This window comes from Nostoc sp., assembly GCF_036917095.1.
Lineage (GTDB): Bacteria > Cyanobacteriota > Cyanobacteriia > Cyanobacteriales > Nostocaceae > Nostoc.
Genome location: NZ_JBALFH010000034.1, coordinates 145,665 through 171,628, shown reverse-complemented (window position 1 = coordinate 171,628; position 25,964 = coordinate 145,665). Strand labels below are relative to the sequence as shown.

The 25,964-nt window shown below is 41.8% G+C and carries 26 protein-coding genes; 22 read left to right on the top strand and 4 right to left on the bottom strand.

The window, feature by feature from the left end:
- Positions 1–211: 211 nt before the first annotated feature.
- The 5 genes from petD (at position 212) to V7L01_RS18085 (ending at position 4,903) form a co-directional block, all read left to right on the top strand.
- Entirely contained in the window at positions 212–694 is a 483-nt protein-coding gene (gene petD, locus V7L01_RS18105; RefSeq protein ID WP_334708485.1) for a cytochrome b6-f complex subunit IV, read from the top strand.
- 588 nt (positions 695–1,282) lie between these two features.
- The gene (locus tag V7L01_RS18100) at positions 1,283–1,726 is read left to right on the top strand and encodes an ATP-binding protein (RefSeq protein ID WP_335036991.1); all 444 of its coding nucleotides are present in this window, start codon (positions 1,283–1,285) and stop codon (positions 1,724–1,726) included.
- A gap of 532 nt (positions 1,727–2,258) precedes the next feature.
- Positions 2,259–3,272: a GDP-mannose 4,6-dehydratase gene (locus V7L01_RS18095; RefSeq protein WP_335036989.1), complete on the top strand. Its 1,014-nt coding sequence runs from the start codon at positions 2,259–2,261 to the stop codon at positions 3,270–3,272.
- 10 nt (positions 3,273–3,282) lie between these two features.
- The gene (locus V7L01_RS18090) at positions 3,283–4,473 is read left to right on the top strand and encodes a glycosyltransferase family 4 protein (RefSeq protein ID WP_335036987.1); all 1,191 of its coding nucleotides are present in this window, start codon (positions 3,283–3,285) and stop codon (positions 4,471–4,473) included.
- Between the two features lie 58 nt (positions 4,474–4,531).
- Entirely contained in the window at positions 4,532–4,903 is a 372-nt protein-coding gene (locus V7L01_RS18085; RefSeq protein ID WP_100900598.1) for a hypothetical protein, read from the top strand.
- A 32-nt stretch (positions 4,904–4,935) separates the two neighbouring features.
- Here the strand turns inward: V7L01_RS18085 and V7L01_RS18080 are convergent, their stop codons facing one another.
- Positions 4,936–5,367: a hypothetical protein gene (locus tag V7L01_RS18080; protein WP_335036985.1), complete on the bottom strand. Its 432-nt coding sequence runs from the start codon at positions 5,365–5,367 to the stop codon at positions 4,936–4,938.
- A 390-nt stretch (positions 5,368–5,757) separates the two neighbouring features.
- On the opposite strand from V7L01_RS18080, the gene V7L01_RS18075 reads away from it, so the two are divergent.
- The 10 genes from V7L01_RS18075 to proB all read left to right on the top strand — a co-directional run bounded on the left by V7L01_RS18075 (position 5,758) and on the right by proB (position 14,993).
- The gene (locus V7L01_RS18075; protein ID WP_335036983.1) at positions 5,758–6,102 is read left to right on the top strand and encodes a hypothetical protein; all 345 of its coding nucleotides are present in this window, start codon (positions 5,758–5,760) and stop codon (positions 6,100–6,102) included.
- Positions 6,103–6,284: 182 nt separating this feature from the next.
- Positions 6,285–8,444: a pentapeptide repeat-containing protein gene (locus V7L01_RS18070; RefSeq protein WP_335036982.1), complete on the top strand. Its 2,160-nt coding sequence runs from the start codon at positions 6,285–6,287 to the stop codon at positions 8,442–8,444.
- 201 nt (positions 8,445–8,645) lie between these two features.
- Complete coding sequence (locus V7L01_RS18065) at positions 8,646–9,137, top strand: hypothetical protein (RefSeq protein WP_335036980.1); 492 nt, start codon at positions 8,646–8,648, stop codon at positions 9,135–9,137.
- Positions 9,138–9,282: 145 nt separating this feature from the next.
- Complete coding sequence (locus V7L01_RS18060) at positions 9,283–9,489, top strand: hypothetical protein (RefSeq protein WP_335037015.1); 207 nt, start codon at positions 9,283–9,285, stop codon at positions 9,487–9,489.
- 223 nt (positions 9,490–9,712) lie between these two features.
- The gene (locus tag V7L01_RS18055; RefSeq protein WP_335036979.1) at positions 9,713–10,951 is read left to right on the top strand and encodes a GNAT family N-acetyltransferase; all 1,239 of its coding nucleotides are present in this window, start codon (positions 9,713–9,715) and stop codon (positions 10,949–10,951) included.
- A gap of 2 nt (positions 10,952–10,953) precedes the next feature.
- Positions 10,954–11,430 carry a Holliday junction resolvase RuvX gene (gene ruvX / locus V7L01_RS18050; RefSeq protein WP_335036977.1) on the top strand — a complete coding sequence of 159 codons (477 nt, stop codon included), beginning with the start codon at positions 10,954–10,956 and terminating at the stop codon, positions 11,428–11,430.
- A 140-nt stretch (positions 11,431–11,570) separates the two neighbouring features.
- Positions 11,571–12,143 carry a DUF3727 domain-containing protein gene (locus V7L01_RS18045; RefSeq protein WP_335036975.1) on the top strand — a complete coding sequence of 191 codons (573 nt, stop codon included), beginning with the start codon at positions 11,571–11,573 and terminating at the stop codon, positions 12,141–12,143.
- Between the two features lie 225 nt (positions 12,144–12,368).
- Positions 12,369–12,995, top strand: coding sequence for a hypothetical protein (locus V7L01_RS18040; RefSeq protein ID WP_335036973.1), 627 nt, complete (start codon positions 12,369–12,371; stop codon positions 12,993–12,995).
- A gap of 54 nt (positions 12,996–13,049) precedes the next feature.
- A complete protein-coding gene (locus V7L01_RS18035; RefSeq protein ID WP_335037013.1) occupies positions 13,050–13,589 on the top strand; it encodes a YqeG family HAD IIIA-type phosphatase in 540 nt (179 codons plus the stop codon).
- A gap of 294 nt (positions 13,590–13,883) precedes the next feature.
- Complete coding sequence (gene proB / locus V7L01_RS18030; protein WP_335036971.1) at positions 13,884–14,993, top strand: glutamate 5-kinase; 1,110 nt, start codon at positions 13,884–13,886, stop codon at positions 14,991–14,993.
- Between the two features lie 154 nt (positions 14,994–15,147).
- On the opposite strand, the gene V7L01_RS18025 is transcribed toward proB, so the two are convergent.
- The gene (locus tag V7L01_RS18025; protein WP_335036969.1) at positions 15,148–15,324 is read right to left on the bottom strand and encodes a hypothetical protein; all 177 of its coding nucleotides are present in this window, start codon (positions 15,322–15,324) and stop codon (positions 15,148–15,150) included.
- Positions 15,325–15,434: 110 nt separating this feature from the next.
- On the opposite strand from V7L01_RS18025, the gene V7L01_RS18020 reads away from it, so the two are divergent.
- On the top strand, positions 15,435–15,656 hold the full coding sequence (locus tag V7L01_RS18020; protein ID WP_335036968.1) for a hypothetical protein: 222 nt from the start codon (positions 15,435–15,437) through the stop codon (positions 15,654–15,656).
- A 17-nt stretch (positions 15,657–15,673) separates the two neighbouring features.
- On the opposite strand, the gene V7L01_RS18015 is transcribed toward V7L01_RS18020, so the two are convergent.
- A complete protein-coding gene (locus V7L01_RS18015) occupies positions 15,674–16,426 on the bottom strand; it encodes a Mut7-C RNAse domain-containing protein (protein ID WP_335036966.1) in 753 nt (250 codons plus the stop codon).
- A gap of 439 nt (positions 16,427–16,865) precedes the next feature.
- Here V7L01_RS18015 and V7L01_RS18010 point away from each other — a divergent pair, with 439 nt between their 5' ends.
- Together V7L01_RS18010 and V7L01_RS18005 are read left to right on the top strand one after the other, a co-directional pair.
- A complete protein-coding gene (locus V7L01_RS18010) occupies positions 16,866–17,192 on the top strand; it encodes a hypothetical protein (protein WP_335036964.1) in 327 nt (108 codons plus the stop codon).
- 332 nt (positions 17,193–17,524) lie between these two features.
- Positions 17,525–18,502: a sucrase ferredoxin gene (locus V7L01_RS18005; protein WP_335036962.1), complete on the top strand. Its 978-nt coding sequence runs from the start codon at positions 17,525–17,527 to the stop codon at positions 18,500–18,502.
- Between the two features lie 288 nt (positions 18,503–18,790).
- Here V7L01_RS18005 and V7L01_RS18000 read toward each other — a convergent pair whose 3' ends face one another.
- A complete protein-coding gene (locus tag V7L01_RS18000; protein ID WP_335037011.1) occupies positions 18,791–20,380 on the bottom strand; it encodes a helix-turn-helix domain-containing protein in 1,590 nt (529 codons plus the stop codon).
- A 1,096-nt stretch (positions 20,381–21,476) separates the two neighbouring features.
- Between V7L01_RS18000 and fdxB the strand changes: the two genes are divergently transcribed.
- The 4 genes from fdxB to V7L01_RS17980 all read left to right on the top strand — a co-directional run bounded on the left by fdxB (position 21,477) and on the right by V7L01_RS17980 (position 25,899).
- Positions 21,477–21,770 (top strand): ferredoxin III, nif-specific, encoded by a 294-nt coding sequence (gene fdxB, locus V7L01_RS17995; RefSeq protein WP_335037009.1) that lies wholly within the window; start codon positions 21,477–21,479, stop codon positions 21,768–21,770.
- A 485-nt stretch (positions 21,771–22,255) separates the two neighbouring features.
- Positions 22,256–23,275 (top strand): cytochrome c oxidase subunit II, encoded by a 1,020-nt coding sequence (locus V7L01_RS17990; protein WP_335036960.1) that lies wholly within the window; start codon positions 22,256–22,258, stop codon positions 23,273–23,275.
- A gap of 95 nt (positions 23,276–23,370) precedes the next feature.
- Positions 23,371–25,059 (top strand): cytochrome c oxidase subunit I, encoded by a 1,689-nt coding sequence (gene ctaD / locus V7L01_RS17985; protein WP_335036958.1) that lies wholly within the window; start codon positions 23,371–23,373, stop codon positions 25,057–25,059.
- Between the two features lie 240 nt (positions 25,060–25,299).
- On the top strand, positions 25,300–25,899 hold the full coding sequence (locus V7L01_RS17980; RefSeq protein ID WP_335037007.1) for a cytochrome c oxidase subunit 3: 600 nt from the start codon (positions 25,300–25,302) through the stop codon (positions 25,897–25,899).
- Positions 25,900–25,964 lie beyond the last annotated feature (65 nt).

The window sequence follows — 25,964 nt, the reverse complement described above, 5'->3', positions numbered from 1 at the left end:
TGTTTGTTCTAAACTTATGAAACACAAGAAATTAATTGTACATAAGTTCCAAAAAACAAACACTTGTATCTGAAGCCTAAAGCTGTAGAAACTCTCCAGGCGGCTGACCGTAAATAGACAAATGCTGTTTGCCGCCTGCTGAGAGTTGCCTAGTAGCTGATAGCTTTCACAAATGCTTTAATTTAACTTAAGCAGGAGAGCACATTTCAAAATGGCAACGCAAAAAAAACCTGACCTGAGCGATCCTCAGTTAAGAGCCAAACTAGCTAAAGGCATGGGTCACAACTACTACGGTGAACCCGCTTGGCCTAATGACCTACTTTACGTCTTTCCAATCGTGATCATGGGTTCCTTCGCTGCGATTGTGGCTCTAGCTGTGCTAGATCCCGCAATGACCGGTGAACCAGCAAATCCTTTCGCCACACCATTGGAAATTTTGCCGGAGTGGTATTTGTATCCAGTCTTCCAGATTTTGCGATCGCTTCCTAACAAACTTTTAGGAGTGCTAGCGATGGGTTCCGTACCAGTAGGGCTAATCCTCGTTCCCTTTATTGAGAACGTCAACAAGTTCCAAAACCCCTTCCGTCGTCCAGTTGCAACCACAGTATTCCTCTTTGGTACCCTTGTCACCCTGTGGCTGGGTATTGGTGCTGCCTTGCCATTGGATAAGTCTTTGACCTTGGGACTATTCTAAATTAGTCACCACAAAGTGCTTTGACGCCTGTGAGTTTCAAGAGCATATGCAAATGTGCTTTTGAAATAAATTTACAGGCGTCAATTTTAACAATAATCCATTAGCGCAGCCTCTTCTAGTCATCATTCAAGGGCGATCGCGCAGCCTCTTCTAGTCTTTCAGCGTCACCCTTACCCCGACGGGGAAGCAAGCTACGCCTAGTGAAGGACTTCGGAATAAACGGTACAACACCACGCTAAATTTAAAATTTGGTGCAAAATAATTTAGTGGCGGGTCTAAGTCCTCTACTAAAAGATTGCTCAGTTCTAAATTTTTTTTAATAGTCCAGCTTGGATTTTGGATTTGAAGTTTTGAATTGAAAAGCTATTCCAAAATCTAAAATCATCATAAGTCACCAAATACAAACATTTTTCATTTACTTAACGTAAGTTGCTAGTTACAACCCTCGGAATGCCAAAATAGTTGATGTTTTGTATTTCGGTACAGAGAATATCTCAATTGAGATTTTTCTATGTCAGAGAAATTTTGCTAATAGTGCAAAATTTAATAAATAGCAACTTGGATTTACTTATATTTAAGTTACAGTTAATGCTTACCATAGTGCAGCAAGACCATCTGACGGTTAAGAGCGAACTCAGTCTCCTAAACCAGGTGCAAGAATGGTTCGAGCAATTTTGTCTGCAACATTTGTCTCAACTTGGTTGGTCAAAAACTCAACTCGATCGCCTCAATTTAGCACTAGCAGAAGGCTTTACCAACGCTGTTCGTCACGCTCATCATGCTTTACCCCCGGAAACAACCATTGAAATTAACGTTTTTCTGTGGGTTGACCGACTAGAGATTAGAATTTGGGATTATGGAAAACCTTTCAATCCTGATGCGATCGCAGAGCCAGAGCCAGGTACACTGCAAGTAGGCGGGTATGGATGGTTTCTCCTCCGGCGGTTGGCTGACCGTGTTGTATACGAACGTGGTGCAGATGGTAGAAATTGCCTCCTGATCGTCAAATACTCTGTAGAAGCACAAAAGTAGGTAAAGGAAGGTAAGAATACTTCTAGAAGCCAATTTTGGGTTTTGAGCAAAGGCATAGCGTAGGGAAGAAGTATCGGCAGGTTGCGAAGGCTTGTCTTCTCTACGAAACGTTGCACGTAGCTTGATTATAATTAGGAGTACAACAAACAAAACTTCTCCTATAGTCGCCGCGCAAGGGATGAAAATTTTGCCCAAAAAAGTTTAACAACTCATTTCAAAACAGAAGCACGAGCGAAAGTAATCTCTGCCCAAATATCTAGTCATTTGATTGACAAAAGTATACTCCGTTTTCAATATTATTAAGATTGGAGTAATATATTTTTTACGTAAAATTGCTTATGTATTATGATTTTTTTGTAAAGGCTCAAATAATACTATTGTATAAAAAGATTTACTGAATACAGTAAAGATAACATTCGAGTTATACTAGCTGCCTTGTTAAGATTTGTCAGCAGTGTTGAGAACCTTATTTTTTGTTCTCCAATAAGTGCCATTTTGTGCTGAAAGAGATAGAGGAAATAGGGGACAAAATATGACTAAGACAGCCCTAATTACAGGAATTACTGGTCAAGATGGCTACTATCTCAGCCATTTGCTCCTCAATCGGGGTTACCGAGTTGTAGGATTAGTACCCCCGAATCGACAACCTAATTTGACAAAACTGGGAACACTGGCAAATCAGGTAGAAATTTTTACGGTTGACTTGAAAGATAATGCAGCACTGTTGACCGCAGTTGAACAACTGCGTCCCCAAGAAATTTACAATTTGGCGGCTCCCAGTTTTGTACCGGACTCTTGGAACGACCCATTGGGAACACTGGATTTAATAACTGGTACGGCTACCAGGCTTTTGGAAGCAGTACGACAGGTTGGTTTGTCTACCAGGTTTTATCAAGCCAGTAGTTCAGAAATGTTTGGTGATGTATTTATTTCGCCTCAAGATGAGGAAACTCCTTTTCGTCCTAAAAATCCCTATGCTGCGGCCAAGATGCACGCCCACTGGACGATGGTGCATCACAGACAGCGCTATGGGCTATTTGCCTGTAGTGGAATCTTATATAACCATGAGTCTCCTCTACGGGCACCTCAGTTTGTTACACGCAAAGTTTCTTTGGCAGTGGCATCGATTAAATTGGGTTTAACTGACACCTTAGAAATGGGTAACCTAGATGCCAAACGCGATTGGGGTTTTGCGGGAGATTACGCAGAAGCAATGTGGTTAATGTTGCAAGTCGATGAACCAGAAGAATATGTGATTGGTACAGGGAAACTGCACAGTGTTAGGGATTTAGTTGCCACAGCCTTTGAGTCTGTGGGATTGGATTGGACGCAACATGTAGTATTAAATACTAACTTATTGCGGCAAGACGAGCATTTTCAACTAGTAGCTAACCCCAGTAAAGCTAAAAGAAACCTCGGCTGGGAACCTCAAGTGAGCTTTGAGGAACTTTTAGAAAAAATGGTAAAAACAGATTTAGAGCGGTTACAGAACGGTGCGTTGGATGCAGCCCTTGCCGCAGGCATCGCGCCCTTACCGCGAGTGTAAATAACCTAACATGCACATTACTACAGTGACAGAAAACCTAAAGTTAGGTGATAAAGTTAACAAAAAAACTAACCATGTCTTCGTGTTTTTAGAAATTTTTGCTCACGAAGGTGGTATTCAATCATATATAAAAGATATTTTTCGCGCCTATCTGGGATTGAGCCAAGTTTACAAAGCAGAAGTCTTTTTGCTGCGAGATAGCCCTGATAGCTTAAATCAGTTTGAAGACGAGAACTTAAAATTTCATTACTTTAAAAATCAGTCTCCCTATTTGGGAAGACTGCAAATGGCCGCAGCTTTACTCAAGTGTCTGTTGCAAAGCCGTCCGCAGCAAGTTTTCTGCGGGCATATTAACTTAGCAGTATTAGTACAAACTCTTTGTCAGCCGTTGGGGATTCCTTACACCGTCCTCACTTACGGCAAAGAAGTCTGGGAACCGCTTAAAAATCAAGAACGTCGCGCCCTGACATCAGCAGATAGAATTTGGACAATTAGTCGCTACAGCCGCGATCGCGCTTGTCTTGCTAATGGTCTAAACCCCAAAATGGTACAGATGATGCCTTGTGCAATTGATGGGGATAAATTCACCCCTGGTTCCAAGCAGCCAGAATTAGTCCAGAAGTATGGCTTAACTGGTGCTAAGGTGTTAATGACAGTAGCCCGGTTGTGGTCAGGGGATATTTACAAAGGTGTAGATGTAACGATTCGGGCATTACCACAAATCGCTCAAGTTTTCCCCGAAGTGAAATATTTGGTAATTGGTCGCGGCGATGACCAACCGCGATTAGCTATGCTAGCAAAAGATTTAGGTGTGAGCGATCGCGTCGTGTTTGCTGGTTTCGTTGCTACAGAAGCATTAATGGAACATTACCGCCTTGCTGATGCCTACATTATGCCTTCGCAAGAAGGCTTTGGCATTGTTTATCTAGAGGCAATGGCTTGTGGAGTACCTGTATTATCCGGTGACGACGATGGTTCAGCTGACCCCTTGCAGGATGGTAAACTGGGATGGCGAGTACCACACCGCAGTCCTGATGCTGTAGCAGCAGCTTGTATAGAAATGCTTCGAGGGGATGACCAGCGATGCGATCGAGAGTGGCTCCGAGAACAGGCGATCGCTCTGTTTGGCATAGATGCCTTCCAACAGCACTTGCAAAAAATGCTTCTATCCCCAGTTTTGAGTCAATTTAAGTCCAAATGACTAATGACCAATGACTAAAATCGCTATCCTAGAAGGAGAGCAGGACGACATTTAAAAAATGAGCTTTAAGTCATTTCAATTGAACCTTTTAAATCTCCGCCCCTGGCTCACCCTGCTGGCAGTTATTTGGTTGCTGGCATCACTGGGCTTGGGTTGGTTGGTTAATTCGTTGCTAATTATTGTCGGGTTGCTGTTTTTGGCACCCATTGTGGCTTTTTTTGGTTTTCGTTGGTGGCTGCAACGCAACTTGGTTGCTGACCAGTGTCCCGTCTGTCGATATGAATTTACAGGTTTAAATAACAGTCAATTGCAGTGCCCTAACTGTGGAGAGTCGTTGTTAGTACAAAATAGTCATTTTCAGCGTTTTACACCAGAAGGCACAATTGATGTCAAAGCTGTGGAAGTCCCAGCCAAATCACTGGAAGATTAGTCATGAGTCATTAGCACAGGACAAATGACTATTTATTTTGTTTGTTTCGAGATTGAGAGGGTGTAGCTATTCTGTCCTTGGGATAGTTCGCCCACATACACTGAGTATTTTCCTGCCTGCCAGTAACCAGAAAGTTCTGGCTTACTTCCAGAGTAACTATCTGGCATTACACAAAAGCGCCCTCCAGGCCCGTCTATCAACAGTGTTGGCTTCCCTTGGCTCTCTACTGTTAATCGCAAGTAAGGTAGTGACTCTGTAACCTGGATAACTTGATTGGGTTCAGTTGTAATATTGCCACAATTACTTTTGACAGTTCCCCCAGACTTTCCCTTCAAAACCAGTGGATCTGGTTGGGAATTCCGATCCATTTGAATTGTTGCTGTCTGTGCCAAAATAGTCTGGGCGAAAACCAAACTCATCGCCAAAGCTGTGGGAACAATTGTCAGTAGCCTAAGCGTTTTCATTTTAATTAGTGCTCCAAATTTTTTCTAGAGCAATATTGTTATATCGTCTGATTTAATAGACGACAGCAATCCGTCTTAGTTCCAAAAAAGGTCGTATAAAGAAATACTATTTACTTAAAGATTCTTTGTGAAGATTTGACGGGTGTAGAGACCATCCATCGTGCAAATTATCTATATTCTGTGGCGCTTTTGCACCCAAATATTTCGCCCTACATGCCGCACTTCAATCTTTAACACGCTAATATTCTAAAAATCATCATAATTTTTTTTATCTGCCCAGAAAGTTCTTGCACGCACAGACATTAGCTAAAATCACTAAGACAACCACCAAAAATAGAATTTGGTTGGTCTATTGTTGAATAAGTGTGCTAGCTGAGGTAGAAAAAATTGATGAATCCTCAACCAGAAGAAGACTTACAGCGTCGCCTCGATAAGCTAGAGGCAGACATTAATACCCCACCTGGGGTGGTTTCCCAACCACAAGAGCAAAAACAAACACCTCAGTCTGTTTTTGCTAACTTGAACTTGCAACTGGAACGATTTCAGATTTGGTTCAACAGCTTATCTGGAACGAAAAAGCTGGTAGTTTCGGGTGTGGCGGTATTAGTAGGCTTGGCGATGTTGCAAGCAGTGTTTAAACTAGTTGCATCTGTAATCACCCTGGCACTTTTGGCAGTGTTGGTGTATGTTGGATACAAATTTTTTGTGTCTAGTAGCTTTCAACGTAAGCAATAAGTTGAGATGCATTTACTTTACACTCTGCCCGGAGTTATGAGAGTCAGGAGCCAGAAGACAAAAGGCTCCTGACTGATGACTCCTAAATTCTATTTCAATATGCTTTTCTTTTTGTCGATTAGCTTAGTCTATTTTAATTCTGCCGATCGCGGCGTAAAAATAATGTCAAAGGGAATTATGCGATGACGACACCAATTGTCAGGAGAACTAGTAACCAATCTGGTCAGTCAAAAGAACCGGAAAAAGCCAATTCGCTGTTGCTAGCAAGTAGGCGTTTTGCTGCTTGGGCAGTTGAAATCACACTAGTGGTTACTAGTGGGTTGATTCCCTTCGGCATTGGTGTGTATGCCAATTCTAGAAGCGATCTGAACCGAGTGCCGCTGAACCCCGTGTTGGTAGTCACAGAAAGAGCGATCGCTAGACCCCTAGCTCTACCTGTGAGCTATGGCATTCGTAACGTAGCATGGCCAACCAATATTTTGTGGACAATTGCCCTGTTAGCGCCTGTAACTCTCTCGTGGTGGCAATTGTATTTACTGGCTAAGACTGGTAGCACAATTCCTAAACGTTGGTTAAAAGTGCGGGTTGTCAACGGGCAAGGGAAGCCGCCTGGTTTAAAGGCAGTTGTGATTCGGGAAGGAGTTGGGCGTTGGACTGTACCCATTTCCATCGCCTATTTGCTGTGGCGCTACAGCTTTGCTTTTCCGAATTTAGGATTATTTACATTTTTGTCTTTGTTAATGATTGTGGGTGAAGGGATAGGCTTACCGTCGCGCCGGGGGCGTCGCTCGCTGCACGATCGACTTGCAGGCACTTATACAATAGATGCGACTCGCCCCTTACAATCCTCACTCTTAGCTAGCAACAGACAAGCTCAGTCTGCTGATGGTAATGATGAAGCAGAAGAATGGCAAGAGGGAGAAGAATTAGCGGCAGCCGAAACCCACCAGTCCTCTAATCTATGGCGGCGGATACAGCAAAATCCTAATCTAACTTTGTTTGGGGTAGGGCTTACGAGTATGACTGCTGTGTTGGCAACATTAATAGGCACTCAAGTTTATATCCAAATTCAACAATCCCAGCGAGCAACTGAGAAAATCAACAGGCAACAGTTCGACGAATTTCGCAACCAATTGAATCCCAACTCTGGGGCAACTAATGAGCAACGCCAAAGTGCAATTCTGGCAATGGGTGGTATTAATGACCCACAGTCCATCAAATTTCTGGCGGGTTTATTAGTTAGTGAAACCAATCCCAGCCTCTTGGATACGATTCAGCAAGCGTTGACAACTGTCGGGCCCAAAGCCATCCCGGAATTAAAAAATAAGAATCAGTTTTTGGTTAGCGAACTGGAGTCTATGGGTAGCACTGCAAGCCAAGAACGGGAATTACGACAAGGGCGGCTACAAAGAAACCAGCGGACAATCAACAAGATTCTCTCTGCTTATAGCGGTAAAATCGATGGCGTTGACCTTAGTAGCACCCAATTAGGTCAAAGTGGTACTCCAGGAAGTTCCTTCTTCAACTTGGTACTAGACAACCTTGATTTATCAGGAGTGAAGTTTAAATCTGCAAATCTTAACCAAGCCAGTTTGAAGGGTAGCCGCTTTCGGGGCGTGGGTGAAGATGGACGCTGGGATACCTACGACGATGTGATGGCCGATTTAAGCCAAGCTCAGTTGCAGCAAGCCAATCTTACTGATGCTAATCTCAGCCGCGTCTTGATGAACCGGATCGATTTGAGCCGCGCCACTCTCAATAGAGCCAACTTATCCAACGCGCGTCTGTTTGAGGCTAAACTCAATAGCACTCAACTAGTAGGAGCCGATCTGCGAAACGCAGTTTTAGAAAGAGCTAGCTTGACTGGAGCAGATTTAGGCGATGCCAAATTGAACGAAGCCAATTTGTACGCTGCGCGTTTAGGTCGCGCCACTGCCATAGGTACGCAATTATCTTTTGCCAACTTAACTAACACTGATTGGCAAGGGGCAGATTTATCAGGAGCCTATTTAGATCGTGCTAATCTCAGCAATGCTAACCTCAGCGCCACTCGTCTAACTGGTGCTGTTTTGCGTTCTGCCCAGATGGAAAATGCTAACTTGCAAAATGCCGATCTGAGCCTTGCAGATTTACGGGGGGCAAATGTCGCAGGAGCAGATTTTAAGGGGGCAATTCTCGCCCCTACCAAACAAGATCCAGCAGATCAATTTGTAGAAACCCCAGATTTAGGCTCAGTATCTGCTGTAGTCCAAGGTGTTGATTTTTCTAAAGCCAAAAATTTAGATCCCAAGCAAATAGCATACATTTGTACTCAAGGAGGTATTCATTCTAGTTGCCCGTAGAATGAGAGGGGAGCAAAGGGGCAGGGAGCAGGGAGCAGGGGGAGCAGGGGAGGCAGGGGAGGATGAGGGAGACAAGGCGAATAATAACCAATGCCCAATACTTCGACTTACCTCGGCTTCGCTCGGCACAAGTCGCTCACTACAAGTGCCCAATGACTAATGACTAATGACTAATGACTAATTGGTGTGAGGATCTGGGTTATGAAATATATTCCATATTTAGTTTCAATTTTGGGTGCTGGCTTGGTCTTGAGTCTGGCGAGTCCGAAACCAGCGCAAGCTCAAGTAGCTTATGGCAGTTATGTCGGTATAGGCCCCGCTATTGGTTTTACCGATGGTATCCAAATCGGGGGGGTTATAGCGGGCCGCTACAAGCTTTTGGAAGCACCGATTTCACTGCGTGCCCAAGTGTTAATTGGCAATAATACGGCAGTTGTGCCAACGGTTTCTTACGATTTCCCCCTTAACTGGCAAGCTGATGCCTACCTGGGTGCTGGGTTAGTGTTGGCCGGTGGTGGTGACTCTTCTCCTGTGGGCGACAAAATTAGTTTTGCTTTACAACCGGGCATTGATTATATGATCCCAAATAGCAATACTGTCCTTTTTGGCAACGCCATTATCGCTTTTGATGCCTACCGTGATAGCGGTGGTACAGCTATCTCTGTACAAGGGGGTGTTGGTTTTAGATTTTAATGGGCAGAAAAAAACTCTGTTGCGATCGCTATCCCGCTATAAGCGTTAAACTTCATTGCGAATTAACAAGTTAGTCCAAACAACGTGATAATTTTTGGTCATGAAGAGAGACAGCACAGGATTAGCACAGGAGAACACAGTGGCAATGGAATCAAATTTATTAACGGATGCGGGCGCAGATGAAATGAATCAAGATTTCAGTGAATATGTCGCCAACCTGCAACTTCACATGACTCTGCAAGCTCGCAATCTTGTTCCAAGCCTGAAGCAAACACTGGTAGATAGTCGCCAGCAATTACTCCATCAAACCCAAGCCCACTTTGAAAAGCTAGTTTCTCGACAAGGGCTATAAATATATACAAATTTTAATCAAAATTCAAATAAAATAAAGGCAGATGTTGTTGGGTCAATGCCAATGGTGTTCTCACAAGGTCTGCTTTTTCTGCTTTTTTAAGTATTAAGTTACTAAAATCACCCTTTTGGCGCAATAGTAAGGGGCAGAAAGTAGTTAATATTATTGCAGCAGTTCCTTTGAAGAGCAGTTAGTTAAGGCTAAATGGCGGCTCGAAATTAAAATGACTTCATTACTTCCCCGAAACCTCAGCGTTGTTATCCGACCAGTCCAATACCGGGATCTGGACGGAATTGAGCGCATAACTCAAGAGTCATTCGCGGCCCTCACTCCCAAGGGAGCAGGTTTTGCCATCAGCCAGATGCTCATACTGCGTCGCTGGTATGGATTACTCAAATTTTTGAGTTGGTTTCCTAACCCGCTCCAGTATCGCCTCTGTGCCTATGTGGCAGAGCAAGGGCGGATACTTCTAGGGATGATTCAAGTGTCACCTTTTAACCGGACACGCAGCACTTGGCGGATCGATCGGGTGCTGTTGGAGCGTGGTGTCGATAAACAAGGAATTGGTTCGCAACTTTTGCGTCATTGCTTTGAATCGATTCTGGAAGCTCGGACTTGGCTACTGGAAGTTAACATCAATGACATTGAGGCGCTGGCACTATATCGACAAAATGGATTTCAGCGTCTGGCAGAAATGACATACTGGGAAATTGAACCAGAATTACTGGCTGAATTGGCACAAGCAGAGCCAGATTTGCCCAATCTTTTGCCAGTGAGCAATGCTGATGCCCAGTTGCTATATCAACTAGATACGGCATCGATGCCACCTCTAGTACGTCAGGTTTTTGACCGCAATACCCGCGACTTTAAAACTAGTTTATTTGGTGCTTTAACTGATGCAGTAATGCAATGGGCGAGCAAAACAGAAGTAGTCAGCGGTTACGTATTTGAACCACAACGCAAAGCTGCGATCGGTTATTTTCAGGTGCAACTCGACCGTAAGGGCGAAGTCCCCCACGTTGCAACGCTGACAGTTCATCCTGCTTATACCTGGCTGTATCCAGAATTACTATCTCAACTGGCTCGCATTGCCCAAGATTTTCCCCAGCAAGGGTTACAACTAGCTTCCTCAGACTATCAGGCAGAGCGAGAAGAGTATTTGGAGCGAATTGGGGCAAAACGCATAGAACATACATTAGTTATGTCTCGCTCTGTGTGGCATAAGCTACGGGAGTCTAAATTTGTCTCCTTAGAAGGAATCCAGTGGACTGATATGCTGCAAGGTTTACAACCGTCACGTAAACCTATACCAGGTGGAATGTCATGGATACAACCAGGAAAACTGCCATCGTCAGATAAACCACTGCAAAGCTTGTCAGAACCAATTAACTTTTCGACCAAAAACCCTAGCATGGAAGCATTGCCGATTCCTGAATCAGCAGATGCACAGCAGGAGAATTAATTGTGATATCCCAAGAGCAACCAAAACCGTTTATTTCAGCTTTGGGGCTAGATTTTGGCCGCAAGCGCATTGGAGTGGCCGGGTGCGATCGCACGGGTTTAATTGCCACGGGGATAACCACAATTGAGCGCACATCTTTTGAGCAGGATGTCGAGCAAATCCGACAAATAGTTAATGAACGCGAGGTGCAAGTTCTAGTTATGGGCTTGCCTTATTCAATGGATGGCTCAATAGGATTTCAGGCGCGTCAAGTTCAGAAATTTACTACAAGACTAGCGAAAGTTCTGAAACTGCCTGTGGAATATGTGGATGAGCGATTAACTTCATTTCAAGCAGAGCAACTGCTGATAGCTGAGAACCGCTCCCCGTCACGCCATAAAGGTTTGATTGACCGCAAGGCAGCCGCTTTGATTTTGCAGCAATGGCTGGATGTTAAGCGTTCCAACTCCCGCAGTTCAGTGGTGGGTATTGAGTATTGATACCTTTTAACATGATATTCTGAAAACGATTCCCCAGCAGTTGTATCTATGTTTAAATCTATTTGCTTGACATATATGTCATTTAATAGTTTAGCGATTTCCAAACTTGCTGGTATTTATTAAATTTCTACATTTCGGCTATGTTTTCCTCTCCATTTCCTGAAGAAAATGATAACGCTCATGCGGGTTCCATCACTTTAACCGATGACAAAGGGCGATCGCTCGACTGTTACATAGAGCATTCCCTGGAAGTAGATGGGCAAGAATACGTTTTACTTCTTCCTGTAGATTCACCTGTAGAAATTTTTTCTTGGGAAGGTGACGGTGAGGAAGAAGAAGCAGTTCTAGTAGAAGACGACAGCATCATTGAGCAAATTTTTGCTACTGCCCAAGCTGTACTATCTGAGCAGAACCTGATACTGAAGAATACAGCCTATGCTCTGACAGTTGCAGGTGATTTACCACCAGTTGAAGAATCAGAACTCTTCACCTTAGAAATAGAAGACGAAGAAGCAGATTTAGAGCCTGAGCAATTACAGCTACTTGCAAGCTTCTATGATGAAGATCAGGAGTATGCAATTTATACACCTCTCGATCCCCTGTTGTTTTTTGCACGCATATCAAAAACAGGTGAACCGGAATTACTTTCTCCAGAGGAATTTCGCAAAGTGCAGCCTCTGTTAGAAGAACATCTTTTTAATGAAGTGGAATAAGATTAAAAATTCAAAATGTTAAATTTTCATTTTGAATTTTTTAATTAGGAATTTTCATTCTCAGCACAATCTACTTAAACTTTTTTCCATGTCCCATTAAATGTGGAAGTAATGAAACATGAACAAGAAATTGGGACAATTAGTATTGTTTAAAATCCTGAAAAAAGCATTTTAGTTGGTAGAGATTTTCAATCAAAAATCAAAAATTAGTATGAGGTGCTGAAAATGGCTTATAGCGATTTTACATTAAGTAAATTTAAAAAGTCATTCAGCATCCATGTTGATGAAGAAACTGATTTATGTGCCGACATAGAACCTTTACAGCCAAGCGAGAAACTCATAAATTCTTTAGAAGAAACGACAGAACTGGCTTTAGCAATTAATACTGAAAAAGCTCGTTCAGAAATGATTATCACTCCGATTTTGTTGGAGGTAAGACGCAGGGCTAATTATCTAATTAGTTTATTTTCAGGAACAGATTTTAATGTAGATGCCGAAAAAGGTCTAAATGGCTATTGTGATTTTATCATCAGCCGTGCTAAAGAGCAATTAACAATTAATGTGCCTGTGGTGGTTATTATTGAAGCTAAAAATGAAAATATTAAAGCTGGATTAGGTCAATGTGCAGCAGCAATGTTGGCAGTACAATTGTTTAATCAACAAGAAGGAAATGAAATTAGGAAAATTTATGGGGCGGTAACAACAGGGGATATTTGGAAGTTTTTAAAGTTAGAAGAAAACAATATTTTTATTGATTTGAGTAATTATTACATTAAAGAGATAGATAAAATTTTAGGGATTTTATCTCAAAGTGTTCAAAGAGATATTCCAGGATGGAGTTCGACTAACTAAACTATATTGAGTTATGCTCATTTGTCTGAAGTTACTTAAATTTGACTGTTGACTATGATCTGGAACAATCTTTTACAGCCTGACTTGATTTTAGAAGGTTCAGTGTTGAACCTAACACCAGATATTATCCAAAAATACGGGCTGAAGGGGCTGGTATTGGATGTAGATGAAACTTTGGTACCCTTTACGGTAGGGATAGCTTCCCCAGAACTACGGCAGTGGGTGGAGAAAATCCGCGCTTGTACTGCACTGTGTTTAGTCAGTAACAACCTCAGTGAAGCGCGAATTGGTGGAATTGCCCGATCGCTTAATCTGCCTTACTACTTAGGTGCAGCCAAGCCTTCCCGACGTAAAATTAGAGCAGCAGTTAGGGGAATGGATCTGCCAGTGCATCAAGTAGGGATGGTAGGCGATCGCTTGTTTACCGATGTCATTGCAGGTAATCGCCTGGGAATGTTTACCATTTTAGTCGAGCCGATTGTTCATGCAGATGAAGCCCTCCGCTCTCATCCTGTCCGCAACTTTGAAGTTTGGATATCTGAAATTCTGGGAGCCTCTATTACTCCCAAGAAAAAGAAGATTCACAAAAGTTGAGAAATCGTCAGGAAAGTAAATCTAAAGAAATAATTAAGGAATCTTAATGTGATTCAAAAATCGGGGATCATAAGTATTAATAACATGGGGTCAGCCAAAAAAGACCCTAACTCATACTAAGTAAATATACTTCCGTAAAGCGTCAACCTTCACTATAGAGGGATTGGCGCTTTACAATTTCTTTAGTCATTTGTCCTTTGTCATTTATCCTTTGTCATTCGTCAGTTACTAATGAACAATGATTAATGACTAATGACCAATGACCAATGACTAATGACTAATGACTAATGACCAATGACCAAAACAATTGTTGTCAAAATCGGTACTTCTAGCCTAACTCAACCAGAAACGGGACAATTAGCACTTTCTACCATCGCTACCTTGGCGGAGACACTCTGCAATTTGAAACGCCAAGGACATCGGGTGATTTTGGTTTCTTCTGGGGCTGTGGGCGTGGGTTGTGCGCGGTTGGGTTTAACTGAACGTCCTAAAGCGATCGCACTAAAACAGGCTGTAGCAGCAGTTGGACAAGGCAGGTTAATTCGGATATACGATGATTTATTTACTACCTTACAGCAGGCGATCGCTCAAGTATTATTGACTCGCAGCGACTTGGTACAGCGCAGCCGCTATCTTAACGTCTACAACACTTTTCAGGAACTATTAAGACTGGGAGCGATCCCCATAGTTAATGAAAATGATACTGTAGCAATAGACGAACTAAAATTTGGTGATAATGACACGCTTTCGGCATTGGTTGCCAGCCTAGTAGAAGCAGATTGGCTATTTTTGCTTACCGATGTCGATCGGCTGTATTCAGCCGATCCCCGTTCCGTACCCGATGCCCGGCCGATCGCTTTAGTGAGTAGCATTAAGGAATTAGCTCAATTACAAATACAAACAGGTACCCAAGGTTCTCGGTGGGGTACTGGCGGCATGGTGACAAAAATTTCGGCTGCGAGGATTGCGATCGCGGCGGGAGTCCGTACCGTAATTACCCAAGGGCGATTTCCTCGGAATATCGAAAAAATTATCCAAGGTGAACTGATTGGGACACATTTTGAACCGCAACCCGAACCAACTTCGGCGCGTAAACGTTGGATAGCTTACGGACTTGTACCTGCGGGTAAATTGTATTTAGATGAAGGTGCGATCGCGGCAATTTCTCTAGCGGGAAAATCGTTATTAGCTGCTGGAATTAAGGTAGTAGAAGGAGAGTTTGGCACACAGGAAGCAGTGCAATTGTGTGACACCAACGGTAACGAAATTGCTAGAGGACTTGTGAATTACAACAGCGATGAATTACAAAAGATTCGTGGCTGTCATTCGCGGGAAATTTCCACAATTTTAGGCTACGCGGGTGTAGAAACCGTAATTCATCGGGATAATTTGGTTTTAATTTAGGATGGAAATAAGATAAATCTCGTGACTACTAACTGGGAGAGTAAAAATATTATGACTCAAACGTTAGAAAATGCTGTTAACTTTCCAGAAGAACAACACTTCTTTAAACGTGGATTAAGCCGATAAGATAGTTGCACCGTCCCTATAGAAGCGTCTACAGGGCCGCACAGCGATCGCAGCAGGTTTTGTGTCTTATAGCAGCGAGTAAATGAGCGATCGCAAATTTCCAAGTCAGTACTAGCATTTGCATTCGCTGCTTTCTAGAATCGAGATTTACCAATGCTGTTGCTAGTTTAGTTCCGCCAAAATCGAGAGCTAAAATTAGTGCCATAGTTTTTATGCCTCTTTTGAATTATTACAACACGTGCTTTCTTTCTCAAGAAAGATGTTTGCAGGCAAAATAAATTCAACACTAAAGAAGACTGTATAATTTAGCAACTTATGACTTCCGATCCATCCAATCCACTTATCGATTTCTCTAACGCCAAAGAGCCTCCTCGCTCTCTTGATACCGATAATGCTCAAGAGACAGATCCCATTGAACCAGAAGAAGTTACTGGAGAGAGTAAGCAAAACCCCACTCCTGATGATTTAAATCCCGAAGATGAAGATCCTAGAATCGGGGGTAGTCAAATAATTAGTGCCAATATTTCAGGTAGCTAAATATTGCCATTACTAAGTTACTCACCTCTTTGTGAGTTAAGAACTCCATCAATAAACTGTTGTAATCGTTCATAATGCGAACCTTTCCAATAAATGCGATCGCAGTCTTGGCAACGCTGGAATTCATCAACCTGCGAACGCACATTTTCTGGCAGTTGGTGAATGATAGTTTGCTTATCTACAACTTCTAATAATCCATTGCAACGCAAACACCGTTTAAATGGTGAGATTAATTTAAACAAGTCGAAGCGTTGCAGCACTTCTATGATTTGCTGTTGAGGGTTAGTGTTTCTAACGTAATATCCATGCGTTACTAAACTACGCATCAATAGACCTTTATCACGAGTCAAGAGAATCCGCTCTTGGCTGGAGGATATTTGGGCTAATTTTTCATCCTCGTAGTCATTGCGGTATAAAGTATCAAAACCTAAAAGTCGTAGAGATGTCGCAAGCTTTCCCAAATGAATATCTACAACAAAGCGGATAATACTGAGCGGTTCTGACAGAAGAGAAACGCTTGCTATAATAGTACGCCTAGCTGAAATTGGATAAACATTGATAATATCTCCATCCGAAACAATGTAAGAAAAGTTTACATATTCACCATTAACATTTATAAAATCAACTTCTGGATGAGGGACGCCCAAAGACTCAATCATGTCCTTAATTGAGGATTTCTCCTCGAAAAAATGGGGAATTTTCACCTGCTTGTGATGCCGTGGTAAAAAATGATTCAATTCTGCATGAAAATAGAAATATGCGATCGCCATAGCTACAGATATTTGGATTACCCTACTGGCAACAATTTGTCACAATTGCAAAACTTTATCTATTGTATGGAAAGAATAAATACTTGTTCAAGTGAGCTATCTTCACTATAAAATGCTCATCCACCTTGATTTAAGCAACCTTTTAGACGCATTAAACGATCGAGAAATTGTAAAGATTCTTAAATACTTGCATTTATTATTGAGTTCAGTTACAGTCAAGGCAGATACATATAATCAAACCCTGACATAGGCTTCAGGAAGTTAGATTAAGTAAAAGGGTAAATAACAGGTTTGCTAATGTTGATGTCAGTGACGTGGTTGATAATTAGTCACTAGTTTTGAACATTAACTTATCGCGCATAAAATACGGGGCGTTAAAGCATTTACCCCTAATTTAATTGTTTTTATTTTTCCATTTTAATTGAGAATTATTTTCAATATGATGAATGAATCAATAGATATATTAAAAGCAGATAGTGTGGAAAAAATTTTAAACCAGTACTGGTTTCCGAGAAAAATACTTGTTTATCAAGTTTTTCCGCATCTATCTTTAGGAATATGTTCCTTACAAGAACAACAAGGAATTATATTGTTATATCTAAAAATAGGATTTGTAACTAGCTATGTAAATAATTTCAGCAAAACTTTAAATAAGTACGTTGCTGCTAGCAATGTTTTTGATTGTAGTATCAGCTACATTGATATTGTAAGCAACTTAATCGTCCGTAACTCTGAAAGTTACTTTGCGTCTATGTACAACGTTTAATATATTTGATTTTGCCAAAGAAAGGAAGTTCAGAAAAGCCGAGTTTCAGCAAGTGAAATTTAATGAAATACCAAATAACAATAAAACTAGATACAAAATTAACGCCGCTCATACGGAAAAATATCTCTTGACACTATTTCTCTCTATTGTGGAGAATTTATTAACCGGAAAGACCTGGAGTAATAATGATGTTATAAAGTGGCTACCTAGTTTTAACTGGGAAATGAATATTGTTCTTTTTTATCTCCTCTAGCAAAGGATATTGTAGCTAAGAACACAATTGTATTTTGTAATACCTTTTGTCCATAAAATACGCTAATGAGTACAGCGAGATGAATACTTTTTTTTGTTCTGATGATTCACAGCAAGTAGGAGAAGATGTTATTGGTAGCGCCACCAATTATCAAACTTATATTTTAGTTGAGTGCCCTTTACCTTGGACATCAGAAGCCTTTAGTTCCAAATGGGTGCCCCAGAATTTGAGGATTTTGGTAGAGGAAGTAAAGCGTGCTAAACTACCGATTAGATTTCTTTTAATTGCTAATGATGTATCACATAAGGTAAATCACACTACGCTTCTGATTTATCAAAAAGAAGAGGGACTAAGTAGTGGATACCATAAGCAAGAGTTTAAGCTAGGAAATATTGAGCAAGTAGCAGCAGTTGTCCAAAAATGGTTATGGGGTATCAATTCTAATTCTGAGGTAGAAACTAGTACAACTAGAGATATCTTAGTTTGTACCCACGGTAGCCATGATAAGTGTTGTGCTAGATATGGCGCTCCTTTTTACTTCAATGTTATAGCGACTAATGCTGATTTGGGCTTAGATAATGTGCGAATTTGGAAATCATCGCACTTTGGTGGACATCGCTTTGCACCTACAGTCATAGATTTACCAGAAGGAAGATACTATGGTCGTCTAGAACGAGATTCATTTAGATCGATCTTGACTCGTAGTGGCGATATTCAATGCTTAAATAAAGTTTATCGAGGCTGGGGAATTCTGCCTGCTGCACTTCAAGTTTTGGAAAGAGAACTAATTCTTTGCAACGGATGGGATTGGTTTAACTACAAAGTTGCAGGCAAAATTTTAGAGCAAAGTTTAGACAATAATACTATTTTAGCTGAACTGAGTTTTGAACAACCTTCTGGTTCTCTCTCCACTTACCAGGCTAAACTCGTGAAAGATGAAACTAAAACTCAACAACTAAAGAGTTCATGCAATGCTACACGAGAGTTGGTAGTTACTAAATATGCTGTAGGTAGTTTCTGGCTTACATCTAATAAAGTAATGACTTATAGTACATAAAAGCGGAGGCTTTTTAGACGCAAAGGAACGCAAAGATCGGTACAAATAACCCAGAAGATTACTAAATTTACTTCGCTACGAATTAATGAAATGCTGTATTTAGTATAACGCTAGACAAATTCGTAATAAAATCTCTGTGCCACTTTGCGCTTACCTCTGCGCGACGGCAGTCGCTACAACGGGGAGGCACTGCGGTGGACGGGTTCCCCGGCATAAAGCAAGTGGCGTGGGAACCCCCGCAACGCGCTTCCTCCCCTTTGCGTTTAAATTCCAAAGCCAAAATCAAGATTAAGCCATATTTAAAACTTTCCTTAACAGAGCTTGATCCTCTATTTTGGCTTTTAAACGACCATTTTCGATATCTCGAATCCAGCTTTGGCTTTTACCTGTAAGCTTTGCCAACTCCCTTTGGGAGAGATTCAAATTTTTTCGCGCCTGCAAAATCTGTTCGCCCAGCAAATCGCTTGTAGCTTTGGGCTTCCTTTTGGCTTTAGCAGTTCTTGTTTTCTTTTTTTCTGATTCTGAAATTTGCTGTTCCCATTCTGGTGGGAGTTCAAAAGCCAAAATCCGCGCATTCATTAGCAAATTCCACTTACCACGGGGGCCTGTGTCTGTGAGGCGAGTTTCAGCACCACCGTCATTAGTCCAAAATTCTAATGCTTCATCTGGGTCTTCAGGAAGATCGACTAACTTCGCCCATAAAGGTTGAATTTCTGGTGGGTAGGTAATTGGGTCGAAAAGTGGTTTCATTCCATAGTGATTGAGAATTTCTAAATCGCTTTCAAAAGTTCGCAGCAGACGTTTGCGTTCTTCCCGTTGTCTGGATGCGAGGGCGACTTTTTCTTCACCGTAAGCAATACGCAGCAAGGTAGGAATGGTAATGCGTTGTTCCTTGCCCATTTTGGTTTTAAACAGCAACCACAACATTAATCGGACTGCGCCTTCATGTTGTTGCCAAATGCTCATGACTGTGGTTAAGAGCGTTTTCGGGAGGCTGCCGTATTGATAGAATGCAGTTCGCTCTTTACACGCTTGTTTGTTTAAGAAATATTGTGCCCAAATGCCTGCTTTTACTTTAAAAGTTAGCCCAATAAGATATTTGCATCCAAGATTGTCTTCTTGAAAGTGGTGCTGAATGTCCACCAAGTGCCATAAACGGCTGCCTGTAACAGAGAATCCGTTAATTCGACCTTGTTGGGGCCAGTCAATGGAGATAATCAGAGAGCAAGCTTGCTGGACAATATTTTTCATTAAAGCTAGCTTGGCAGCTTTGCTCAAATCTTTGCGTTTCTCCATTCCTAAATATTTCTCAATTTGTCGCTCATCGATCGCAAATTCTTGCTCCCAAGGTTGCTCTAAGGCTGTGGCATAACCTGCAAAAATCAGATGTATGCAAGCGGCTCTGATGTCAAGCCCTTCAATTGCTGCTATATCGGTGGCTTTGTCATTAACTTGGAATGGATCTTGGATGTGAAACGCGATCGCACCTCGCCCTTGATTGACTTGTCGGCTATAACATAGGTAGCCTTCTTCATCAGTTTCCCAATGTAGGGATGTGCGTTGCGCCAGTACATTACAAGCTTCCCAAATAGCGATCGCAGAAGCAAATGGGTTATTCTTGCCATTAGAAAACAAGTCTAAGCTGGTAACATCTCTCGGTTCAACTTTGCATCTCCCCTTTTTGGATTGCCAGGGGATGGGAGAATTAGTTGGACAAGCTATTACACATTGCGGTTCTGAATAATAACCCTCACAATTATTACAAAGACCAGGATCGATCCAGTATTCATTGTCCTCTATTCTGATTGCACCCGTAGGACATTGGGGGCGGCAGTTGTCACATCCAACGCAACTGTTGTTAGGAATTGTATAAGGCATATGGCTCTTTTCCCACTCTAATCGTTGAGATGTCTGGCTCAGGTCTCCCCTGGATGAGTCCTGTTTATTCATGACTCGCTACGCATTATTTTTCTGGCGAGAATAATACTTTCTCACCACATTCACTCCCCACATTCATATTTTGACTTTCCATCCAATTGGAAGCTATTTAAGGCTTTTAAACTGAGCCGGATAAAACTTCTTTATTATCTATACATTTCATATAAAAATTCCTTAGTTTGTTCGTACTGAGCTTAGAAAAAAAACTTAACATTAATTTAACTAGGTACTTAATGAACATTTTAACTTTGACCATAGAGCTTTATTTCAAGGATTTTTAGAAAATATTTAAGCCTGTTACGATTGCGCTCTATCTGATTTATTAATAATTTTAATATTTTATGCATAATAATATTCTGCCATTAAATTTACAGTTCCTTCATAAATTTACTTGATTTCTTCACATGAAATAATAATATCCCTTTTACTAGCATTTGTTTAAATATTTTCATCAAAGCTAAACTGAAGAATGTTGCTTTACAAAATACATATTGCATATATAAAATTGTAACTAATGAACATTTATTTTTGTATGTATACTGTTTGTCTAGATTTATTTCCCTATAGATGAATATATTTGAAAAAGAATATCAACACTCTTAGAGATATAGTTAAATCGGTGGTTAGAAACTGCATCTACACGAGGCTTTAACTACCTCTATGGGTTTTAAAGCCTCAATTTTTCCTTCTCTCGTTCCCATGCTCTGGATGGAATGGCTGATTACGGGCTACTGCCTCTAATCAGCCATTAAGTCAGAGACTCAATGATTGCATTCCGGGAACGAGGACAAAGCTATGTGCTCCTACGAAAGGCTTAGATGCAATAGGAAACCACTATGGATGCTAAAGTTTATAATATTTATTGGCAATGATTTTCATCTATAAATTGGAATAAAAAGCACTTTTTATTGTGTTCAAAGTCATCAAACTTTAATGAGCTAAAAGTAAGTTTTGAATACAAAAAAAGAAAATATTAGGATAATATGATGATTAATGCACAAACAGATTGACAGGCAAAATTGCCGAGGAATTATTCATGGCGCAGCTAACAGGTTTGACATTTGGCGGTAACGCTTGGACACCAAAGTTCGCTCAAGAGATTGACAAAGATAAATGTATCGGCTGTGGCAGATGCGTGAAAGTATGCGGATACAATGTGCTAGGTTTGAAGGCACTCAATGAAGAAGGCGAATTTGTAGAAGATGAAGATGATGAAGAAATTGAACGGAAAGTAATGGCAGTTACTTCTCCAGAAAACTGTATTGGTTGTGAAGCTTGTTCGCGGATTTGCCCCAAGAATTGCTACACCCATGTTGCATTAAACAATTAAGATTTTTGGAGTTAGTCAAAATTGTTGTTCATTTAAGGAGGCACTGTTTGTATAAAGCGCCAATGCGCTAGGCAAGGTAACTTGAGGGGAATGCTAAATATTTACTGGAGCTAGATAAAAAGTTCACAGTAAACAAATCCGTAAATCGCAAAATGTCAGTTATTAACAAATTTAAACTTGCTGCTAATATAGCCTAATCAATATTAGGTCTAACAGTGCCCTCTTGGAACAACTAGCTTTTCTGGGAGCAGGGGGCTACCTTTTTCATAGGAGTTGAAATATAAATTGTAAGTTTTTGGGGGAAAGATATGGAAAAAATCTGGAAGTTTCCCCCATTTTTGATGGCTGCACGTTAGAAAGTTAATAAGTGAAAAAGGAATGGGGAATAGGGAATGGGGAATGGGGAATAGATAAAAATGCCCAGCGCCTAAATACCTAATACCAGAAAATCACACCTTTAAAGACTGTTTACACAGGTAGCATGTATGCAACAAGTTCCTGTTTCACTATGGACTCTGGTTGCTGGGATAGTAGTTACAGCAATCAGCATTTGGATTGGTCAAAACCACACTCTGATGCCGGTGCAAGCATCGTTACAAGCGCCTTTGGTAGACGGGTTTTTCAACGTTATGTTTACCATTGCGATCGCACTCTTCTTAGTGGTAGAAGGAACAATTGTACTTTTTTTGATTCAGTTTCGTCGTCGTCGCGGTGACGATACCGATGGCGTGCGAGTGGAAGGCAACGTTCCCTTAGAAATCTTCTGGACAGCAATTCCAACAGTGATTGTCCTCTGTTTGGGCATCTACAGTGTAGATGTTTTTAACCGGATGGGCGGCTTTGAGCCTGCGGGTCATCCTCATTCAGCAGCTCATGTTGCTCATAAGTCGGGAACCGCGATGCCTACGGCGGGCTACGCCTACGCAGCTACATTAAGCGATACTGAAGCAACAGCTGCTCCAGCGATCGCTCCAACAATCGGTATTGGCGCGTCTCCTCAAACCCTAAACAAACCAGCTGATTTAGTTGTTGATGTCAAAGGCATACAGTATGCCTGGATATTTAATTACCCCGATAGTGGCATTACCTCTGGGGAATTGCACATACCCGTCGGTGCTGATGTCCAACTCAACCTTTCAGCACAAGATGTAATTCACTCATTCTGGGTGCCAAACTTCCGCTTGAAACAAGATGCACTTCCCGGTATTCCTACCGAACTACGATTTGTTGCCACTAAACCAGGTACATATCCCGTAGTTTGTGCTGAGTTGTGCGGTGGTTATCACGGTTCAATGCGGACACAGGTAATTGTCCACACACCAGAAGAATATGATAACTGGCGGACAGAAAACCAAATTGCTCAAAAGGAAAACCTAAATCAAGTCGTTGCGGTTAATCCAGCCGACTTATCAACATCAGAGTTTCTCGCTCCTCACACCCATGATATGGGAATTAGTGCAGCAACTTTAGAGTCATTGGTCATTGGTCAGGAGAGACGCGATTAATCGATCAGGAGAGACGCGATTAATCGCGTCTGTACAAAAGTCAAATTTAATTATTTTGGACGTTTGACCCTGGACTTTGCATAAGGGTAAAAAATATGACGCAGGTAGAATTTCCCCGGAATACTCCACCAGAAGAAAAGAAACCGGAAATGGTGGCTGGCCATACATCCCACCCGAAGGCGTGGAAATGGCAGGACTATTTTACATTTAATGTTGACCACAAGGTTATTGGTATTCAATACCTGGTGACGGCGTTCGTCTTCTATCTCATCGGCGGGCTGATGGCGATCGCTCTGCGGGTGGAATTAGCAACACCAGATTCAGATGTACTCGACCCCAATCTGTATAACGCTTTCATGACCAATCACGGGACGATCATGATCTTCCTGTGGATTGTTCCTAGCGCTATTGGGGGATTTGGTAACTATTTAGTGCCGTTGATGGTTGGTGCTAGGGATATGGCGTTTCCGAAGCTAAACGCGATCGCCTTTTGGTTAAACCCACCAGCCGGAGCGCTCATTTTAGGTAGTTTCATTTTTGGCGGTTCGCAATCGGGTTGGACAGCTTACCCACCTTTGAGTTTGGTGACAGCACCAATTGCTCAAACAATGTGGATACTTGCGATCGTTTTGGTAGGAACTTCTTCAATTTTGGGTTCACTGAACTTTGTGATCACCATTTTGATGATGAAGGTTCCGAGCATGAAATGGGATCAAGTACCCCTATTTTGCTGGGCAATCTTGGCAACCTCCCTGCTAGCACTTCTCTCCACACCTGTATTAGCAGCTGGTTTAGTTCTGTTGTTATTTGACCTCAACTTTGGCACCTCCTTCTTTAAACCAGATGCAGGCGGTAACGTTGTAATTTATCAACACTTATTCTGGTTTTATTCTCACCCGGCAGTATATTTAATGATTCTGCCCATCTTCGGCATCATGTCGGAGGTAATTCCAGTTCACTCCCGCAAGCCAATCTTTGGTTATAAAGCGATCGCTTATTCCAGTGTGGCAATCTGCGTTGTCGGTTTGTTCGTCTGGGTACACCACATGTTTACCAGTGGCACACCCGGCTGGATGCGGATGTTCTTCACTATCTCCACTCTCATAGTTGCAGTTCCCACTGGCGTGAAGATTTTTGCCTGGGTTGCTACCCTTTGGGGTGGTAAAATCCGCTTCACAGGTGCAATGCTTTTCGCCATTGGCTTGTTGTCCATGTTTGTCATGGGCGGCTTAAGTGGTGTGACGATGGGAACAGCCCCCTTTGATGTACACGTCCACGACACATATTATGTTGTCGGACATTTCCACTACGTTCTGTTTGGCGGTTCCGTATTTGGTATCTACGCCGGTATTTATCACTGGTTCCCCAAAATGACCGGACGAATGTTGAATGAAAGCTTAGGACGGATTCATTTCGCTCTCACCTTCATCGGCACAAATCTGACCTTTTTACCCATGCACGAGTTGGGTTTAAAAGGAATGCCCCGAAGAGTGGCAATGTATGACCCCCAATTTATCGACCTCAATCAAATTTGTACCTTTGGTTCAATTGTTTTGGGTATATCGGTAATTCCTTTCGCCATCAACATGATTTACAGTTGGTTGAAAGGGCCTTTGGCTGGTGATAATCCTTGGCAAGCTTTGACTTTAGAATGGACAACTAGCTCACCACCTGCAATTGAAAACTGGGAAGTGTTGCCGATTGTGACTCATGGCCCTTATGACTACGGTCATGATAACACTCTGGAAATACAGCCATCTGCAACGCCGTCAGCTAATGCTTAGTTAGTGGAGTAGCCCTTTCAAGGTGACTAGTAAAATCTTTTTTTCTCTCAGCGCTCTCTGCGCCTCTGCGGTTAAATAAATTACTTTTAAACCACAGAGACGCAGAGAACACAGAGTAAAGAGATTAAAGATTGGTTAAACAAGGATTTTGGATGAAGAATGAAAATTTTGCCGCTTCAGACTTCATTCTTCATTCAAGCTTCCACAACAGACGCAGCGCATAATATTGTCAAAAAATCTATGACTATAGCTACAACAACGAGCGAAGCTCACAGCGCAGGGCATGAAGAACATCCAGATTTAAGAGTTTGGGGATTGTTGACGTTCCTCGCCTCTGAATCCCTAATGTTTGGCGGATTTTTTGCCACTTATTTGTTTTTCCGTGGTACTACAGCAGTTTGGCCTCCAGAAGGAAGCGAAGTAGAACTACTTGTGCCGACAATTAACACCATTATTCTGGTGTCTAGTAGTTTCGTCATTCACTTCGGTGATACGGCGATTAAAAAGAATAACGTCAAGGGAATGCAACTATGGTACGCAATTACCGCAATCATGGGGGCAATTTTCTTGGCTGGTCAGGTTTATGAGTATTCAACTTTAGGATACGGACTGACTACCAACGTCTTCGCCAATTGCTTTTATATCATGACTGGGTTCCACGGTTTGCACGTTTTTGTGGGACTGTTATTGATATTACGTGCATTGTGGCGATCGCGTCTTCCCGGTGAATATTCTGCAACCAATCATACTTTCATTGAAATGACAGAAATTTACTGGCACTTCGTAGATATTATCTGGATTGTTTTATTCACCTTAGTCTACGTTCTCACGTTGTTTTAAATTGGGTATGGGGTATGAGCACTTTAATTTTTGATTTTGGATTTTAAATTTTGGATTATTCAATC

Excerpts from the sequence above, each read along its gene's own strand:
- petD (WP_334708485.1), top strand. The coding sequence starts at position 212 with ATGGCAACGCAAAAAAAACCTGACCTGAGCGATCCTCAGTTAAGAGCC.
- V7L01_RS18100 (WP_335036991.1), top strand. The coding sequence starts at position 1,283 with ATGCTTACCATAGTGCAGCAAGACCATCTGACGGTTAAGAGCGAACTC.
- V7L01_RS18095 (WP_335036989.1), top strand. The coding sequence starts at position 2,259 with ATGACTAAGACAGCCCTAATTACAGGAATTACTGGTCAAGATGGCTAC.
- V7L01_RS18090 (WP_335036987.1), top strand. The coding sequence starts at position 3,283 with ATGCACATTACTACAGTGACAGAAAACCTAAAGTTAGGTGATAAAGTT.
- V7L01_RS18085 (WP_100900598.1), top strand. The coding sequence starts at position 4,532 with ATGAGCTTTAAGTCATTTCAATTGAACCTTTTAAATCTCCGCCCCTGG.
- V7L01_RS18080 (WP_335036985.1), bottom strand. The coding sequence starts at position 5,367 with ATGAAAACGCTTAGGCTACTGACAATTGTTCCCACAGCTTTGGCGATG.
- V7L01_RS18075 (WP_335036983.1), top strand. The coding sequence starts at position 5,758 with ATGAATCCTCAACCAGAAGAAGACTTACAGCGTCGCCTCGATAAGCTA.
- V7L01_RS18070 (WP_335036982.1), top strand. The coding sequence starts at position 6,285 with ATGACGACACCAATTGTCAGGAGAACTAGTAACCAATCTGGTCAGTCA.
- V7L01_RS18065 (WP_335036980.1), top strand. The coding sequence starts at position 8,646 with ATGAAATATATTCCATATTTAGTTTCAATTTTGGGTGCTGGCTTGGTC.
- V7L01_RS18060 (WP_335037015.1), top strand. The coding sequence starts at position 9,283 with ATGGAATCAAATTTATTAACGGATGCGGGCGCAGATGAAATGAATCAA.
- V7L01_RS18055 (WP_335036979.1), top strand. The coding sequence starts at position 9,713 with ATGACTTCATTACTTCCCCGAAACCTCAGCGTTGTTATCCGACCAGTC.
- V7L01_RS18045 (WP_335036975.1), top strand. The coding sequence starts at position 11,571 with ATGTTTTCCTCTCCATTTCCTGAAGAAAATGATAACGCTCATGCGGGT.
- V7L01_RS18040 (WP_335036973.1), top strand. The coding sequence starts at position 12,369 with ATGGCTTATAGCGATTTTACATTAAGTAAATTTAAAAAGTCATTCAGC.
- V7L01_RS18035 (WP_335037013.1), top strand. The coding sequence starts at position 13,050 with ATGATCTGGAACAATCTTTTACAGCCTGACTTGATTTTAGAAGGTTCA.
- proB (WP_335036971.1), top strand. The coding sequence starts at position 13,884 with ATGACCAAAACAATTGTTGTCAAAATCGGTACTTCTAGCCTAACTCAA.
- V7L01_RS18025 (WP_335036969.1), bottom strand. The coding sequence starts at position 15,324 with ATGGCACTAATTTTAGCTCTCGATTTTGGCGGAACTAAACTAGCAACA.
- V7L01_RS18020 (WP_335036968.1), top strand. The coding sequence starts at position 15,435 with ATGACTTCCGATCCATCCAATCCACTTATCGATTTCTCTAACGCCAAA.
- V7L01_RS18015 (WP_335036966.1), bottom strand. The coding sequence starts at position 16,426 with ATGGCGATCGCATATTTCTATTTTCATGCAGAATTGAATCATTTTTTA.
- V7L01_RS18010 (WP_335036964.1), top strand. The coding sequence starts at position 16,866 with ATGATGAATGAATCAATAGATATATTAAAAGCAGATAGTGTGGAAAAA.
- V7L01_RS18005 (WP_335036962.1), top strand. The coding sequence starts at position 17,525 with ATGAATACTTTTTTTTGTTCTGATGATTCACAGCAAGTAGGAGAAGAT.
- V7L01_RS18000 (WP_335037011.1), bottom strand. The coding sequence starts at position 20,380 with ATGCCTTATACAATTCCTAACAACAGTTGCGTTGGATGTGACAACTGC.
- fdxB (WP_335037009.1), top strand. The coding sequence starts at position 21,477 with ATGGCGCAGCTAACAGGTTTGACATTTGGCGGTAACGCTTGGACACCA.
- V7L01_RS17990 (WP_335036960.1), top strand. The coding sequence starts at position 22,256 with ATGCAACAAGTTCCTGTTTCACTATGGACTCTGGTTGCTGGGATAGTA.
- ctaD (WP_335036958.1), top strand. The coding sequence starts at position 23,371 with ATGACGCAGGTAGAATTTCCCCGGAATACTCCACCAGAAGAAAAGAAA.
- V7L01_RS17980 (WP_335037007.1), top strand. The coding sequence starts at position 25,300 with ATGACTATAGCTACAACAACGAGCGAAGCTCACAGCGCAGGGCATGAA.